16 protein-coding genes are annotated in these 14,649 nt (G+C 29.8%); 7 read left to right on the forward strand and 9 right to left on the reverse strand.

Annotated features, from left to right (window positions below; genetic code table 11):
- Both ACSHW5_RS10955 and ACSHW5_RS10960 read left to right on the forward strand, forming a co-directional pair.
- Window positions 1-177 (forward strand): cold-shock protein (locus ACSHW5_RS10955; protein ID WP_435676226.1); only part of this gene is annotated, 177 nt, incomplete at its 5' end.
- Between the two features lie 89 nt (window positions 178-266).
- Entirely contained in the window at window positions 267-464 is a 198-nt protein-coding gene (locus ACSHW5_RS10960; protein WP_435676174.1) for a YwbE family protein, read from the forward strand.
- 11 nt (window positions 465-475) lie between these two features.
- Here ACSHW5_RS10960 and ACSHW5_RS10965 read toward each other — a convergent pair whose 3' ends face one another.
- The 5 genes from ACSHW5_RS10965 to ACSHW5_RS10985 all read right to left on the reverse strand — a co-directional run bounded on the left by ACSHW5_RS10965 (window position 476) and on the right by ACSHW5_RS10985 (window position 5,682).
- The gene (locus tag ACSHW5_RS10965; RefSeq protein ID WP_435676175.1) at window positions 476-1,405 is read right to left on the reverse strand and encodes a lytic transglycosylase domain-containing protein; all 930 of its coding nucleotides are present in this window, start codon (window positions 1,403-1,405) and stop codon (window positions 476-478) included.
- Between the two features lie 248 nt (window positions 1,406-1,653).
- The gene (locus ACSHW5_RS10970; RefSeq protein WP_435676176.1) at window positions 1,654-2,313 is read right to left on the reverse strand and encodes an alpha/beta hydrolase; all 660 of its coding nucleotides are present in this window, start codon (window positions 2,311-2,313) and stop codon (window positions 1,654-1,656) included.
- Window positions 2,314-3,051, reverse strand: coding sequence for a DUF6438 domain-containing protein (locus tag ACSHW5_RS10975; RefSeq protein WP_435676177.1), 738 nt, complete (start codon window positions 3,049-3,051; stop codon window positions 2,314-2,316). It lies immediately after the preceding gene.
- A gap of 11 nt (window positions 3,052-3,062) precedes the next feature.
- Entirely contained in the window at window positions 3,063-4,397 is a 1,335-nt protein-coding gene (gene mtaB / locus ACSHW5_RS10980; RefSeq protein WP_435676178.1) for a tRNA (N(6)-L-threonylcarbamoyladenosine(37)-C(2))-methylthiotransferase MtaB, read from the reverse strand.
- A gap of 139 nt (window positions 4,398-4,536) precedes the next feature.
- Complete coding sequence (locus ACSHW5_RS10985; protein WP_435676179.1) at window positions 4,537-5,682, reverse strand: geranylgeranyl reductase family protein; 1,146 nt, start codon at window positions 5,680-5,682, stop codon at window positions 4,537-4,539.
- Window positions 5,683-5,853: 171 nt separating this feature from the next.
- Here ACSHW5_RS10985 and ACSHW5_RS10990 point away from each other — a divergent pair, with 171 nt between their 5' ends.
- Window positions 5,854-6,351 (forward strand): GNAT family N-acetyltransferase, encoded by a 498-nt coding sequence (locus ACSHW5_RS10990; RefSeq protein WP_435676180.1) that lies wholly within the window; start codon window positions 5,854-5,856, stop codon window positions 6,349-6,351.
- A 150-nt stretch (window positions 6,352-6,501) separates the two neighbouring features.
- On the opposite strand, the gene ACSHW5_RS10995 is transcribed toward ACSHW5_RS10990, so the two are convergent.
- The gene (locus ACSHW5_RS10995; RefSeq protein ID WP_435676227.1) at window positions 6,502-7,152 is read right to left on the reverse strand and encodes an endonuclease III domain-containing protein; all 651 of its coding nucleotides are present in this window, start codon (window positions 7,150-7,152) and stop codon (window positions 6,502-6,504) included.
- Window positions 7,153-7,279: 127 nt separating this feature from the next.
- On the opposite strand from ACSHW5_RS10995, the gene bcp reads away from it, so the two are divergent.
- Window positions 7,280-7,732: a thioredoxin-dependent thiol peroxidase gene (gene bcp, locus ACSHW5_RS11000; RefSeq protein WP_435676181.1), complete on the forward strand. Its 453-nt coding sequence runs from the start codon at window positions 7,280-7,282 to the stop codon at window positions 7,730-7,732.
- Here bcp and ACSHW5_RS11005 read toward each other — a convergent pair.
- From ACSHW5_RS11005 to ACSHW5_RS11015, 3 genes are read right to left on the reverse strand one after another with little or no spacing between them, the layout of a single operon-like run.
- Window positions 7,729-7,884: a hypothetical protein gene (locus tag ACSHW5_RS11005; RefSeq protein ID WP_435676182.1), complete on the reverse strand. Its 156-nt coding sequence runs from the start codon at window positions 7,882-7,884 to the stop codon at window positions 7,729-7,731. The two genes, bcp and ACSHW5_RS11005, sit on opposite strands and share 4 nt — an antisense overlap.
- Before the next feature lie 36 nt (window positions 7,885-7,920).
- Complete coding sequence (locus tag ACSHW5_RS11010; RefSeq protein WP_435676183.1) at window positions 7,921-10,368, reverse strand: TonB-dependent receptor; 2,448 nt, start codon at window positions 10,366-10,368, stop codon at window positions 7,921-7,923.
- 4 nt (window positions 10,369-10,372) lie between these two features.
- Complete coding sequence (locus tag ACSHW5_RS11015) at window positions 10,373-12,076, reverse strand: M23 family metallopeptidase (RefSeq protein ID WP_435676184.1); 1,704 nt, start codon at window positions 12,074-12,076, stop codon at window positions 10,373-10,375.
- Window positions 12,077-12,224: 148 nt separating this feature from the next.
- On the opposite strand from ACSHW5_RS11015, the gene ACSHW5_RS11020 reads away from it, so the two are divergent.
- The 3 genes from ACSHW5_RS11020 (at window position 12,225) to rny (ending at window position 14,625) form a co-directional block, all read left to right on the forward strand.
- Entirely contained in the window at window positions 12,225-12,515 is a 291-nt protein-coding gene (locus ACSHW5_RS11020; protein WP_435676185.1) for a hypothetical protein, read from the forward strand.
- Between the two features lie 19 nt (window positions 12,516-12,534).
- Window positions 12,535-12,825, forward strand: a complete 291-nt coding sequence (locus ACSHW5_RS11025) for a cell division protein ZapA (RefSeq protein ID WP_435676186.1) — start codon at window positions 12,535-12,537, stop codon at window positions 12,823-12,825.
- Between the two features lie 240 nt (window positions 12,826-13,065).
- Window positions 13,066-14,625 carry a ribonuclease Y gene (rny, locus tag ACSHW5_RS11030; protein ID WP_435676187.1) on the forward strand — a complete coding sequence of 520 codons (1,560 nt, stop codon included), beginning with the start codon at window positions 13,066-13,068 and terminating at the stop codon, window positions 14,623-14,625.
- Window positions 14,626-14,649: the final 24 nt, after the last annotated feature.

Below are 14,649 nucleotides of genomic sequence, written 5' to 3' on the forward strand. Positions count from 1 at the left end.
GTAAAATTTTTCAATGAATCTAAAGGATTTGGATTTATCACTGAAGAAGGATCAAACAAAGAACATTTTGTACATGTGTCAGGATTAGTTGACGAAATTCGTGAAAACGATGAAGTTGAATTTGACTTACAAGATGGAAAAAAAGGATTAAACGCAGTAAACGTAAGAGTATTATAATATATATTTATTACTAGTTAAATTTTTATTTAAAGCCTATCAATTTTGATAGGCTTTTTTTTATGTTTGTATTTTAAACAGCTAAAATTATGAAAGACGGAAGACAAAGAAAAAACGTTAAAATAGGATTGTTTGTAGAAGTTATACAAAAATCACATCAAAGAACGGGTGAATTAACCGAAGGGATAATTGCTAAAATTTTAACAAAATCTCCAAATCATCCCTACGGAATAAAAGTTCAATTAGAATCTGGTATTGTTGGCAGAATTAAAAATATTATAGAATAAGGAATTGCTTATTAAATAGGTATTTTAATTTCGTAAACTTTTCTGCTTTTATTATTCAATTTATTTTCTCTTAACCAAGGATTGTGAATTTTAAATTCTTTATACGTCATTCCATATTTTTTAGCAAAAGTTGTAATATTCGGAATTTCTGTATCAACCTTAATAGTTCTAGTTTTTGGTAATGTATATAAATCTTCTTGTTCATAAACAAAACCATATTTTTTTGGATTAGAAATAACCTCTTTTAAGGCAATAATTCTAAATACATATCTTTCTGTTTCATTGGCAAGTTTAACATCATAATAACTATCTACTTCTTGCGCTTTCAATCTTTTAGAAACACCATAGTTACCGGCATTATATGCAGCGGCCGCTAAGGTCCAAGAATTAAAACGATCTCTAGATTTCTTTAAATACTCTGCAGCTACTTTGGTAGATTTTTCAATATTGTAACGTTCATCTACATTACTATTTATTTCTAAACCATACTCTTTTCCGGTGGCTTTCATAAAATGCCACATACCCGCAGCGCCAACGGAAGAAGTTTCATCAATAAAAGCACTTTCTGCCATTGCCAAATATTTAAAATCGTCTGGTAAACCGTATTTTTTAAGTAAAGGTTCTAAAATAGGAAAGTATTTATGGGCTCTTTTTAACAATAATAAACCGTTAGATTGCCAATAGGTATTTACTAAAAGTTCTCTATCCATTCGTTCTCTTATATCTCCTTTTTCTAAAGGAACTCTTTCTCCGGCAAGATTTAAATCTTCTGGTAGTTTTAGCGCTTTAATTTTGTAATTAATGTGAGTATTAAACTCATTTTCTTTTTCAAGTTCTGAACTCTGCTTTTTGTCTACTGCTGTTTTATTTATTCCATTTAAAAAGAGTAAAGTTACAATTGTAATGCTTAGAAGTGATAAAATACGTACTGGCTTTTTCATGATATTTTATAGTTTATATAATAGAAGGTTTTATTGTGTGTTTTAATGAATTTCAGGTAAAATCAAGATAATTTATCAATGAAAAGTGCGCTTTTAAATAACCGAAATAGCAAAGCGTTAAGAATTGGTTTTTTGTTTCTAAATTAGTTTTCGATAGAATTTATATCAAAATAGTACAAGAATTTTCATTTCAGAATCAATTTTATTGGATTTCTGTAACGAATTATAAAGATATAAAAACTAAAGGATTAATTTGTTAAGATTTCGTCAATAATTTTTGAGATCTTCTTCGCTTTAGATAATATGATAATATGTGTTCCTCCGTTTATTTTAATAACGTCTTTTATATGTTTTATAGGAAAAACAGGATCTTTAGTACCATGAATATGAACAAGATTTGTCAATGGTTTTTCAGGATTCCATTTTAATACATTAGAAATAGACCAATCTAGATATGTGGTGTCTCTAACAGAAAGGTATTTTTTATACATATCTGCTCTTTTTTTAAGCGATTCACCAAAGAAAAAGGCTGCATAATCTTCAAAATTAGCCACCAATTTGGTCGGAAAAATTTTATATATTTTGGTGTAGTTTGCTAGTTTAAATTTTTTAGGCATTTCATCTCTAGATTTTACACTAGAAATAATAATAATTTTTTTTGGCTTTAAAAATTTACTCATTTCTTGCACTAGTATTCCTCCAAAAGAAACACCAACTAACACGGGGTTTTTAACTTTAACATCTTCGCACATTCTCTTGGCGTAATTGCTAATAGTTTCTTCTAGATTTAGTGGTATTTTCCAGGTTAAATAATGAAGTTCATACATTTCAGAAGAAAATTTTAAATTTTCAAAAATATCAGGGCTAGCTGCTAAACCTGGCATAAAATAAATATGAATTTTTTCCATTTATTCTATTAAATTATTTTTTAGTAAAACATCTTCTAAAGACTCATGAGCAATGGCCAAACGAATAGGTACATTTTTCCAAAGATTTATTTCAACTTGCTTGTTTTTATGTGTAATAATAACTCCCGGAAGTCCTTTTATAGTCTTGTCTAAATAAGAAGTTTTATAGTCTTTAAAAATAGTTTGTTTAAATAAATATTTTATTTTCTCTAACTCTTTTTCCGTAAGTGTGAGTTCTTTTTTTCCTTCAAAAAGTACATTTGCAATGCCATTAAAAAGTACTTTTCCGTCATTTAAAAAAAGTACATCATACACAGGGCAATCTCCATTACATGGAGTTTTAATTAACTTTACAAAGGTGTTTTCTATTTCTTTTTTTAGTTGTTTAATTGTTTTTTTGTCATTAAAATCTATGGAATAAAATAGGCCAGAAGCATTTAAAGTATCAATCCAATAGTATCTTTTTTCTAACGGAACTTTTAGTAATACGGCTTTTAGAGATTGAGTGTTTATGACCAATTCTTCCCAATTTAGGTTCTTTGAGCTAATAAATGCTTTCGCATTTTCGAGGTTGTTTGCGTTTTTTAGAACTACGATAACTTCTTGATAAGCTGTTTTTTTTACAACTTCTACATCTTTTAACTCACTGTTATCTGGAGGTAAGATTTCTTCTTTTTTTTGTGTTTTTGTATTACAACTGAACATCAAAAAGAAAAAAAAACATAAAAGTATTCTCATGAGAGATTTTTTTATAAAGTTACAACTTCATTCACAAAATTAAACCTTACCAAACCATCTTCATCAATTTCTGTTAAGGTAATGCTGTGTAAGGTATTTACCAATGCCGGATTCCAAGGGGTTTTTACTTTTACATAATTCTCTGTAAATCCTTGTATAAAACCTTCTTTATTTTCATTTTCGAATAATACGGTTAACGTATTGCCAAGTTGCGCTTCATAAAACGAACGTCTTTTTTTTGCAGATAAACCGCGCAACATTTTACTGCGTTTTGCACGTACTTTTTTAGGAACAACGCCATCTAAATTTACAGCTTCTGTGTTTGGTCTTTCAGAATAGGTAAATACATGTAAATACGAAATATCCATTTCATTTAAATAGTTGCAGGTTTCTAGAAATAATTCATCTGTTTCTCCAGGAAAACCAACAATAACATCTACACCAATACACGCGTTTGGCATTACTTCTTTAATTTTAGAAACTCTATTTGTATAGGTATTTGTTAAATATCTACGTTTCATTTTTTTCAATAATTCATCGCTACCAGATTGTAACGGAATGTGAAAATGAGGTACAAATGAATTTGATTTTGAGACAAAATCTATGGTTTCATCTTTTAGTAAATTAGGTTCTATAGATGAGATTCGCAAACGATGAATGCCTTCTATTGTATCTAGTTCTTTTACCAGTTCTAAAAAAGTATGTTCGTGCTTTTTATTTCCAAATTCTCCTTTTCCATAATCGCCAATATTAACACCAGTTAAAACAATTTCTTTAATTCCTTTAGATGAAATTTCTTTGGCATTTTGCAACACATTTTCTAAAGTATCACTTCTAGAAATTCCTCTTGCTAACGGAATTGTACAATAGGTACATTTATAGTCGCAACCATCTTGCACTTTTAAAAAGGCACGAGTTCTGTCTCCAATAGAGTAGGAGCCAATATAAAAATCTGCATCGGCAATTTCACAAGAATGAATTTCACCAATGTTATTTTTTGTTAAATCGTTAATATAACTAGTTACATTAAATTTTTCTGTTGCACCTAAAACCAAATCTACGCCATCTACAGCTGCTAATTCTTCTGGTTTTAATTGCGCATAACAACCTACAGCAATTAAAAAAGCATCTTCATTTTTTTTCAATGCATTTTTTACAATAGATTTAAAACGTTTGTCTGCATTGTCTGTAACAGAACAAGTGTTGATAACGTAAACGTCTGCCGCTTCTTCAAATTCTATACGTTTAAAACCTTCGCTCACAAAATTACGAGCAATTGTAGAAGTTTCCGAAAAGTTTAATTTGCATCCTAAAGTATAAAAAGCAACTTTTTTATCTGCATTCATGTATGTATAATTAAGGATTGCAAATTTACAATTTAATTGATAATTTTTGAAGCAGAACCTGCAATACTTAGAAAATTGATTGTAAGTTATTTAGTAAAATAAAAATTACTACTTTAAGTATTGTTTATCAGTGATAAAACTAAAAGAGTTTCTCTTTAATTTTAGTTTTTAGTTTTTCAGAAACATTTACAGGAAAAGGTTTGTCGCCATGTAAAATATCTACCATCATATCACTAAAACGCTGACCTTCTTTTTTTAATAGATAGTTTCTAAGCGGATTTTTATGATAGAAAAATTTTGCGAGTTTTACGCCAGAGTGTAATTCGGGCAATAGTTTTATTTGAAGTTTATCTAAGTATATTTTTTCTGCTAATTTTGTTTCAAAATTACTTTCAATAATTGCTTCTGCCACATATTTTCCGCTTAAAATGGCATTAGAAATTCCTTCTGCTGTTATGGGTTCTGCAAAGCCAGCCGCATCGCCAATTAAAAAAACATTGTTTTTTACAAAACCATCTGTTCTTGGTGCCACAGGTATTTGAAAACCATGTGCTTCTTCTTTTATAACTTCTTTAATACCTAGCATTTGTAGGTATTTTCTATAATATTCTTTCAGGTTTATTTTACCTTTTTTTGTAGTTAAAACACCTAAAGATAAATGGTTTTTTTTAGGAAAACACCAGGCGTACCCATACGGAACAGCATCAATATCAAAACGTACATTTTTAGACAAACGGATAAAATCTTCTTCAGAAACTTGAACTTCATATTCTAAAGCAGGTATTAATTTTCTGGTGTCCTTTTGCCAACCGGCCATTTTAGCAGTTGGACTTAAAACGCCATCGGCAGCAATTACAAAGTTGGTAGAAATAGCTCCTTCAGAAGTGGTTAAAATAGTTTTTTTATCAACAAAACTTAAGCTTTTTAAGGTATGATTTTCTAATAAAGTTACGCCAAATTCTTTTGCTTTTTTAACAATTAAATTATCAAAAGCATCTCTCATAATCATGCTTATAATGGGTTTGTTTTTACTAGATTTATAACAAATATTGTTGTTATTATTAAAGTAACTATCAACGGTAAAAAACTCACGTTCTATTACTTCAGAAATGTCAAAAGGCATCATTTTTCTACCTCTATTTACAAAACCACCACCACAAGTTTTATAGCGTGGCAAAGTTTCTTTTTCTATAATTACTGTAGAAATACCCTGTTTTCCTAAATAAAAAGCGGTAGAAGCGCCAGAAGGGCCGCTGCCAATAATTGCAACATCAAAATGTTTCATAGTCTTAAAGAAAAAAATTATATGCGAATATAAAGAAACTAAACAATAGAGTAGTCTTTAGCATTTTTTTTATAAAAAGTAAAAGGTTGTTTTTTTTAATGGTTTAAAAAACTACTTTTTTACTAAATACATTCTTGTATATTTGAGTATCTAAATTTATAATTTCTGTTGATGATTTTTAAAACCCATAGGTTATTTGTTAGAAAACTTATTCTTGAAGATTTAGTCCCTTTTCATGAGCTAGAAAGTAATCCGTTGGTTTTAAAATATGCAACAGGAGAAGTAAAGAGTTTACAAGAAAATGAACAAGAATTAAAGGAGTTAATTTCTAGATATAAAGTTTCAAAGAATGATTTTTGGATTTATGCTATTTTAAGAAAACAAGACCATCAATTTATAGGAACCGTGGCTTTGGTTAAAGACAATATTGATGATGAAATTGGGTATAGACTTTTAGAAAAGTTTTGGAAAAATGGTTATGGTACAGAAATTTGTGAAGGTTTAATTATGTATTGTAAAACTTTAAAAATTAACAAGTTAGTTGCTTATGTTGCTGATGAAAACAGGGCCTCAACTAAAATTTTAGAAAAATTGAATTTTAAAATTGTTAAGAAATTTATAAGTGATGATATGAATTTACCTGAAACAAAATATGAACTTTATTTATGAAAGCAGCATCTTTAAATTCACCGTAGTATGCCGTAATGTTCTCTGCTATTTTAACAAATATTGATGAAGAAGGATCTTTAAAAACGGTATCAAAAATATCGATTTAGAATTTGTAAGTTTCAACGAGAATATGGGTTTAATGCCCATTAATTATTTTTTAAAATAATCGTTTAAAACTGATTTTCTACCAATTGTTTTGGTGATAATATCCTGTTCTAAATTCCAACCACGCGCCGGAGAATATTCTCTTCCGTACCAAATAATTTGCAAATGTAAATCGTTCCATAGTTCTCTAGGAAAAAGTCTTTTTGCATCTTTTTCTGTTTGAGCAACACTTTTTCCGTTGCTTAAATTCCAACGAAACATTAATCTTAAAATGTGTGTGTCTACCGGAAAAGCAGGAACACCAAAAGCCTGACTCATAACCACACTTGCTGTTTTATGACCAACGGCTGGTAATTCTTCTAAACCTTCAAAACTTTGCGGAACTTCGCCATTGTATTTTTCTATCAAAATTTTAGACAAACCGTAAATTCCTTTACTTTTCATTGGAGATAAACCACAAGGTCTAATAATTTCCTTAATTTCTTCTACAGACATTTTTACCATATCAAAAGGATTATCCGCTTTAGCGAACAATAATGGCGTAATTTTATTCACCCTAACATCTGTACATTGTGCAGATAACAAAACAGCAATTAATAAGGTATAAGGATCTTTATGATCTAAAGGAATAGGGATTTCTGGATATTTTTCTTGAAGTGTATCAATTACAAATTGTACTTTTTCTTGTTTGGTCATTTCTTTTAGTGGCAAAGTTTCAAGGTTTCTAGATTTCAAAGTTACAAAGTTAAAATTGAAACCTGTATGTATTTAGGCTTAAAAAAAACGTTGTTACTTTGTATCTTTGTAACTTAAATAAAAAAAAATGACATCACTAAAAATAGGAGATAATGCTCCACAATTTGAAGCAAAAGACAATTTAGGAAATACGATTAAATTATCTGATTATGTTGGAAAAAAATTAGTATTATTTTTTTATCCGAAGGCAAGTACACCTGGTTGTACTAATGAAGCTTGTGATTTACGAGACAATTATCAATCTTTTTTAGCAAAAGGATATGCTATTTTAGGAGTAAGTGCAGATTCTGCTAAAAGACAACAAAATTTTATTAATAAAAACGAGTTGCCTTTTCCGCTTTTAGCGGATGAAGATAAAGCTGTAATTGAGGCTTTTAATGTTTGGGGACCAAAGAAATTTATGGGGAAAGAATATGATGGTATTCACAGAACTACTTTTGTTATTGATGAAAATGGTGTTATTGAAGACATTATTTTAAAAGTAAAAACCAAAGCACATGCGGCTCAGATTTTGGGTTAAGAAATAATGATACCCTGTTGAATGCCAAATTTAATTAATTCAGGAGTGTTTTTGGTATTTGTTATTTCAAACAAATCTCTTTTATGAGATTTTAAAGAGCTTTCAGAAATATGTAATGTTTTTGAAAGTTCTTTTTCTTTTTTGTAATGCACTCAATACTGGTTGTTGATTTTTAACGTATTCTGTTTTTAAAACTTCATGGCAACTTTAAAGTTTAAAACTCTGCCAGTCATGTAATTCGGAATTCCAAATTGGGTTTTAGAATAAACGTCTCTCACCCAAGTATTGGTAATTGAGTTTTGAATGTCAAACATATTAAAAAGCTCTAAACCTGCAGTTAATTCTTTAAATTTAGACAACCAACCTTCAGTAACGCGGTTATTTGCATCTGTTAAAACATAAGAAATACCTAAGTCTGCACGTTTATAATCTCGTAATCTTTCTTGAAACTGATACACATCTGCATACGAAGGAGATCCGCCAGGAACTCCTGTATTATATACTAAATTTAGATAGGCTTTTAACTTTGGTAAATTAGGTACATAATCTTGAAAAAGAATTCCCAATTTTACCCGTTGATCAGACGGTCTTGCAATATATCCTTGATTGTCTATATTTTCTTCCGTTTTTAAGAACCCTAAACTTATCCAGCTTTCGCTGCCAGGCACAAACTCACCATTTAAGCGCAAATCTAAACCATAAGCATATGCTGTAGTTACATTATCTGCTCTGTATCTAATTCTTACATTATCTACGGTATAAGAGTTTACATCAGACAAATCTTTAAAATAAGCTTCAGAAGTTAATTTAAAAGGTCTTTCCCACATATTAAAACTATAATCCATACCACCAACTAGGTGAATTGATTTTTGTGCTTTAACATCCACATTAATATTTCCGTTAAAATCTTTTAATTCTCTGTAAGAAGGCGGTTGAGAATACCATCCACCAGAAACTCTAAACAACATGTCTTTTTCCCAATTAGGTTTGATGGCAAATTGTGCTCTTGGACTAATTATTGTTTGATTTTTAGAAGAATTTCCATCAGAGTTTACATTCCAATTTTGGGCTCTAACACCAACATTATACCAAATTTCATGATCGTTTAAGAATACACGTTTGTTGTATTGTACAAATCCGGAAAGTCTGTTAATGCGAACATTATTGTCTGCCTGTATGTTTTGATAAGGAGTAATTGGCCCTGTAAAAGGTTGGTAAGGTTGATTATTACCCAAAGAGCCCGGTGGTCTAATAGAAAACCCTAAAGAATCTATTACTTCCCATTCTCTAATTCTATCTCTAATATCTTCTTGTTGATATTTTATACCAAAATTAATTTGCTGTTTTTCTATTTTTAAGGTTCCTCTAATTTGTGCATTGGTAATTAAAGCATCTAAATCATTTCTAGCATGATTTAATTGTGAACCAATTCCTTGAGAAAACTCTACATCACCAAAATTTTCTGAGCCAATATTGGTGTCAACTTCACCCAAACGGTATGCTGCTGCAATATCAAAATGTTCTTCTTCTTGCGTATTGTATCTAGAAACGGTTCCTGTAAAAGATAAATTTTCTGTTGCTTTTACATCCGCAGACAAAGCACCAAAAAGGGTTAAATAATTATCTTCTTCTTGTCCGTCATAAAAAACGGTTAACTCTAACGGATCAGCAACAGTACCAAAACGAGTACTTCTAGAAATAGGTGTATAATTGTAGTTGTTTAAAGAAAAGTTTCCTAAAAAATTAAGCGTAAATTTTTCTGAAAATTCGTATGATAAAAAGGTTTGTACATCTGTAAACTTCGGTTTAAAATTGGTTTCAATTTGTTTACTATTTACAAAAAGACTGTTGTCTCTGTATCTAATACCTGTTATGGTGCTTAGTTTTTTATTTAAAAATTGATTTTCAAAAGTAACACCACCACCTAACAAACTAGCATCTATAGTGGTTGCCATTTCTACAGGTTTTCTATATGTAATATCTAATACTGATGATAATTTATCGCCATATTTTGCTTGAAATCCTCCAGCTGAAAAATTAATATTCTGTACCATATTAGAATTGATAAAACTCAAACCTTCTTGTTGCCCAGACCGAATTAAAAAAGGTCTGTAAATTTCAATTCCGTTTACATACACTAGGTTTTCATCAAAATTACCACCTCTAACATTGTATTGCGTACTTAGTTCATTATTATTATTTACTCCAGGCAAGGTCATTAAAATGTTTTCTACACCGGCATTTGCACCAATAACATTCTGTACTATTTTTGCATCAATTTTTGTAAGACCTTCTGCTTTTTTGTGATTGTCTTTTACAATTATTTCGTCTAAATTTTCTGTTTTTGCAGTTAAGGTGGGAGAGTATCGAACTCCGTTTCTGCTGCTTGCAATATATTTTTTAGAAAGTGTTCTGTAAGAAATATGTCTAAAAACAATAGTAATTTCTTCTTTAAAAGGCACTCTAATTTGATACCTACCATCTTCATCGGTTGTAGTACCCACATTATTGTACTTTACAGAAACATTTTCTATAGGTTCTTTTTGTTTGTTTTTAACAATACCTTTAAGAATAGTGGTTTTTTGAGCTACTAAAAAACTTGGAATTAGTAACAAAAAGTATAAAATTTTTTTCACGTGTTTAGTTTACTTGTTTTTTATAAAACGTTGTAGAAAGTTCTTTGGTATTCCCTACATTGTCCGAGACTACAATTTTAAAGATATGTTTGCTACCAACCAATTTTTTATCCTTAAAATTATAAGTTAATAGGGCTTTTTTATGATTGTACTCCATTAATATCCATTCTCCGTCTATGCTGGCGCTATAGTCTTTAATACCAGAACCAACATCTGTTATTTTTACTTTAAGCGTTGTTGCTTTAGAAATCCATTGGTTATCTTTAATGTAAAGTAGTTTAATTTTAGGTTTTTGCTTATCAGACAGTAAACTATATTTGCCTAAAGCTTTTGTTGTAGTATAAAAAGTGCTGTCTTTTTTTCTGGTATATTGGTAATATGGGTACTTTACATTGTCTACATTGGCAATATACAACTGTTTTTTTTCTGCTTCTGTATACTTAGAGACATTAAAGGTAATTGTATAACTTTTGTGCAATGGAATCGTGGGTGTATGGATTTTAGCAATGTTATTATCTACTTTAAAATCTAGAAAAACATTTTCATAAAAAGTGTTTTTAGGAAAAGCAATAGTGACATTCTTATTATGAAATTTATGAAAGTTTTGAGCAATAATTTTATAGTCAGTGGTATCTTTTTGAGAAGAAAATAATGCATTGTTCTCTTTACCAACTACAGGAATTTTAATAGAACTTGTGTTGCCATTAAAATCTTTTGCAATAATTTGTATGTTGTAATTTAATCCGTTTTCAATATTAATTTTACCATTATTTATTAATTTCTCGTAAATGGAAAGTTTATTGCCAGGTGATACAAACGTTTTCTGTATTCTACTTTTATATTTTTTAAAATAACGATAGTCTATTAGCAAATTAATAAATTTACTTTCAGCAAAAGAAAAAGTTTCTAAATCATGATAATAATGACGTTTACCATTAACCAGCATTTCTAGGCTGTAAATTCCGTTTTTATTAGGCGCTTTGTTTAATTGATCAAATACACTTACACCAAAGCCAATGGCACTATGTGCAGTTATTCTATCAGCAATATAATTTCCATTTCCATTATTTTTAAAAGGAATTGATAAAATATTATTTTGCTTATTTATTCTTGCATCAACACTTAGCGGGTAAACTTTTAATTTTTGAATAGTAGGTGTTTTTGTATCTTCTACAAGCAAACCAAAAAACATTGGGTTAATAACATTTTCTGTTGATGTATCTCTTACCTCAAAATGTAAATGTGGACCACCAGAACCACCAGTGTCTCCAGAAAAAGCAATAATCTCTCCTTTTTTTACCGGAAATTTATCCTTCTTAAAAAATAAATTACCGGTTTCATAATTTTCTTTTTTATATTGAATTGCTTTTACATATTCTTGAATTTTGTCTGCATAGTTGCTTAAATGTCCATATACAGTTGTAAATCCGTTTGGATGCGTAACATACAGTGCTTTTCCGTAACCATATTGAGAGACTTTAATACGAGAAACATATCCATCTGCCGCTGCATATACTTTTAAGCCTTGTCTACCTTGTGTTTTAATATCCATTCCAGAATGAAAATGATTGCTACGCAGCTCGCCAAATGTGCCAGATAGCACAATAGGAATGTCTAACGGACTTCTAAAATAATTTGTGGGATATTTCTCTTGCGCGTAATTTAATGAAGTAATTAAAATAAAAAGGAATGCAATTATTGTTTTCAAAAGCTGTTATTTTTGATGTAAAAATAGTAAAAATCATTCTTTCTATAATCTACTAAAAATCAATCTATTATTAAAAAAGTGATAAAATGTTGTAAAGTTTAAAACAGAATGTTAACTTTGTAGATATAGTTTTATTCTGAAAAGTTATATGAGTAATACATTAGAAGCAATTCATTTACTTGAGATTAGGTTACAAAACTTACTTTCTAATTATGAATTTTTAAAAAAAGAAAATGAAATATTGCTTCAAAATAGCACTCAATTGCAAGAAAAGCTTTTAGAAAAAGAACAATTATTAGCAAAAAAGAATGAAGAGTATGATTTGCTAAAAATTGCAAAAACTATAGATGGCAGTAGTACAAATACAAGAGACACAAAACTCAAAATAAATACTTTAATCAGAGAAATTGATAAATGTATCATTCAATTACAAGAATAAAGTGAAAGTTCATTAAATTGTGGGAAATTTAAAAGTTAATATCATTATAGCAGGCAGAACGTATCCGTTAAATGTACGAAACACCAAAGAAGAAGAAGGTATGCGTAAAGCTGCTAATGCTATAAATACGTTAATTTCTAAATTTGAGCAAAATTATGCCGTTAGTGATAAACAAGATGTTTTAGCTATGTGTGCATTACAATTTGCTTCTAAAATGGAAATTGCAGCTATAGAAAAAGAAAGTTCTCGCAAAGATGAAATAGAAAAATTAAATGAGTTAACAAATTTAATAAATACACATTTAGAATAAGTTCTTTAAAATACATTAACAACACACTGCCTACGTTAGTAATTTGTTTATTAAACTCAACACGATTCAATTATGAAGGATGAGTCTTAACTACTAAAGCAAGCCACTAGTGCTGAACTCGTTTCAGTATTTTAGGTGGATCCTTGAACAGTTAGTTAATCCTATAAGTACCATAACTGGAGTTTAAAAACCCAACTGATGTAGGCTTTTTTTATATACTAAATTTAAATTATGGATGGAATGATAGTTCCCATTTTATTGGGGGTTTTAATAGGGATTGTTGGAGGTTTTTTAATTGCAAAAGCAATGGAAAAATCAAAAGGGAAGAAAATAATTAGCGGTACAAGAAAAGAAGCTGCCTCAATTATAAAGGAAGCAAATATTGATGCTGAATCAATTAAAAAAGAAAAAATATTACAAGCAAAAGAAAAATTTATTGAATTAAAATCTGAACACGAAAAAGTAATTTTATCAAGAGAAAAAAAGATTTCAGATGTTGAAAAAAGAATAAGAGATAGAGAGTCTCAAGTTGCTTCTGAGGTAGATAAAAATAAAAAACTTAACAATTCTTTGGCCCAAAAAGAAGCGTCTTTTAATAAAAAATTAGATGTTTTAGATAAAAGGGAATCTGAATTAGATAAAATGCACAAACGTCATGTAGATATGTTAGAGCAAATATCTGGTTTGTCTGCAGAAGAAGCTAAAAAAGAATTGGTAACTTCTTTAAAAGATGAAGCCAAAACAGAAGCCATGGCTTTTGTACAAACATCTATAGAAGAAGCAAAATTAACAGCAGAACAAGAAGCTAGAAAAGTAGTTTTAGGTACCATTCAAAGAGTGGGAGTAGAACAAGCTGTAGAAAATTGCGTATCTGTATTTAACCTAGAATCTGATGATGTTAAAGGTAGAATTATTGGTAGAGAAGGACGTAATATTAGAGCATTAGAAGCTGCAACAGGTGTAGAAATTATTGTTGATGATACGCCAGAAGCAATTATTCTTTCTTGTTTTGATCCTGTTCGTAGAGAGATTGCACGTTTGTCTATGCACAAATTGGTTACAGATGGTAGAATTCACCCAGCAAGAATTGAAGAAGTTGTTAAAAAGACAGAGAAACAAATTACTCAAGAAATTATAGAAGTTGGTAAAAGAACTGTTATAGATTTGGGTATTCATGGATTGCATCCAGAATTAATAAAAATAGTGGGGCGTATGAAATACCGTTCTTCTTATGGTCAAAACTTATTACAGCACTCGCGTGAAGTTGCCAACCTTTGTGGTATTATGGCTGCAGAAATGGGATTGAATGCTAAAATGGCCAAACGTGCAGGTTTATTACATGATATTGGTAAAGTACCAGATGCTGAAAGCGAATTACCACATGCTCTTTTAGGAATGCAATGGGCAGAAAAATACGGAGAAAAAGGAGAGGTGTGTAACGCTATTGGTGCGCACCATGATGAAATAGAAATGTTGAGTTTATTATCACCTATTGTACAAGTTTGTGATGCTATTTCTGGCGCAAGACCTGGTGCAAGACGTCAAGTTTTAGATTCGTATATTCAACGTTTAAAAGATTTAGAAGAAATTGCTTTTGGATTTTCAGGGGTACAAAAAGCCTATGCAATTCAAGCAGGACGTGAATTACGTGTAATGGTAGAAAGTGGTAAAGTTAATGATACCAAAGCCGCAGAATTATCATTTAGCATTTCTCAAAAAATACAAAATGATATGACCTATCCTGGTCAAGTAAAAGTAACTGTAATTAGAGAAACTAGAGCTGTAAATGTAGCTAAGTAATAGAACTTCTTTTTAATATATTAT

Source organism: Polaribacter sp., from assembly GCF_051251875.1.
Classification (GTDB): domain Bacteria; phylum Bacteroidota; class Bacteroidia; order Flavobacteriales; family Flavobacteriaceae; genus Polaribacter.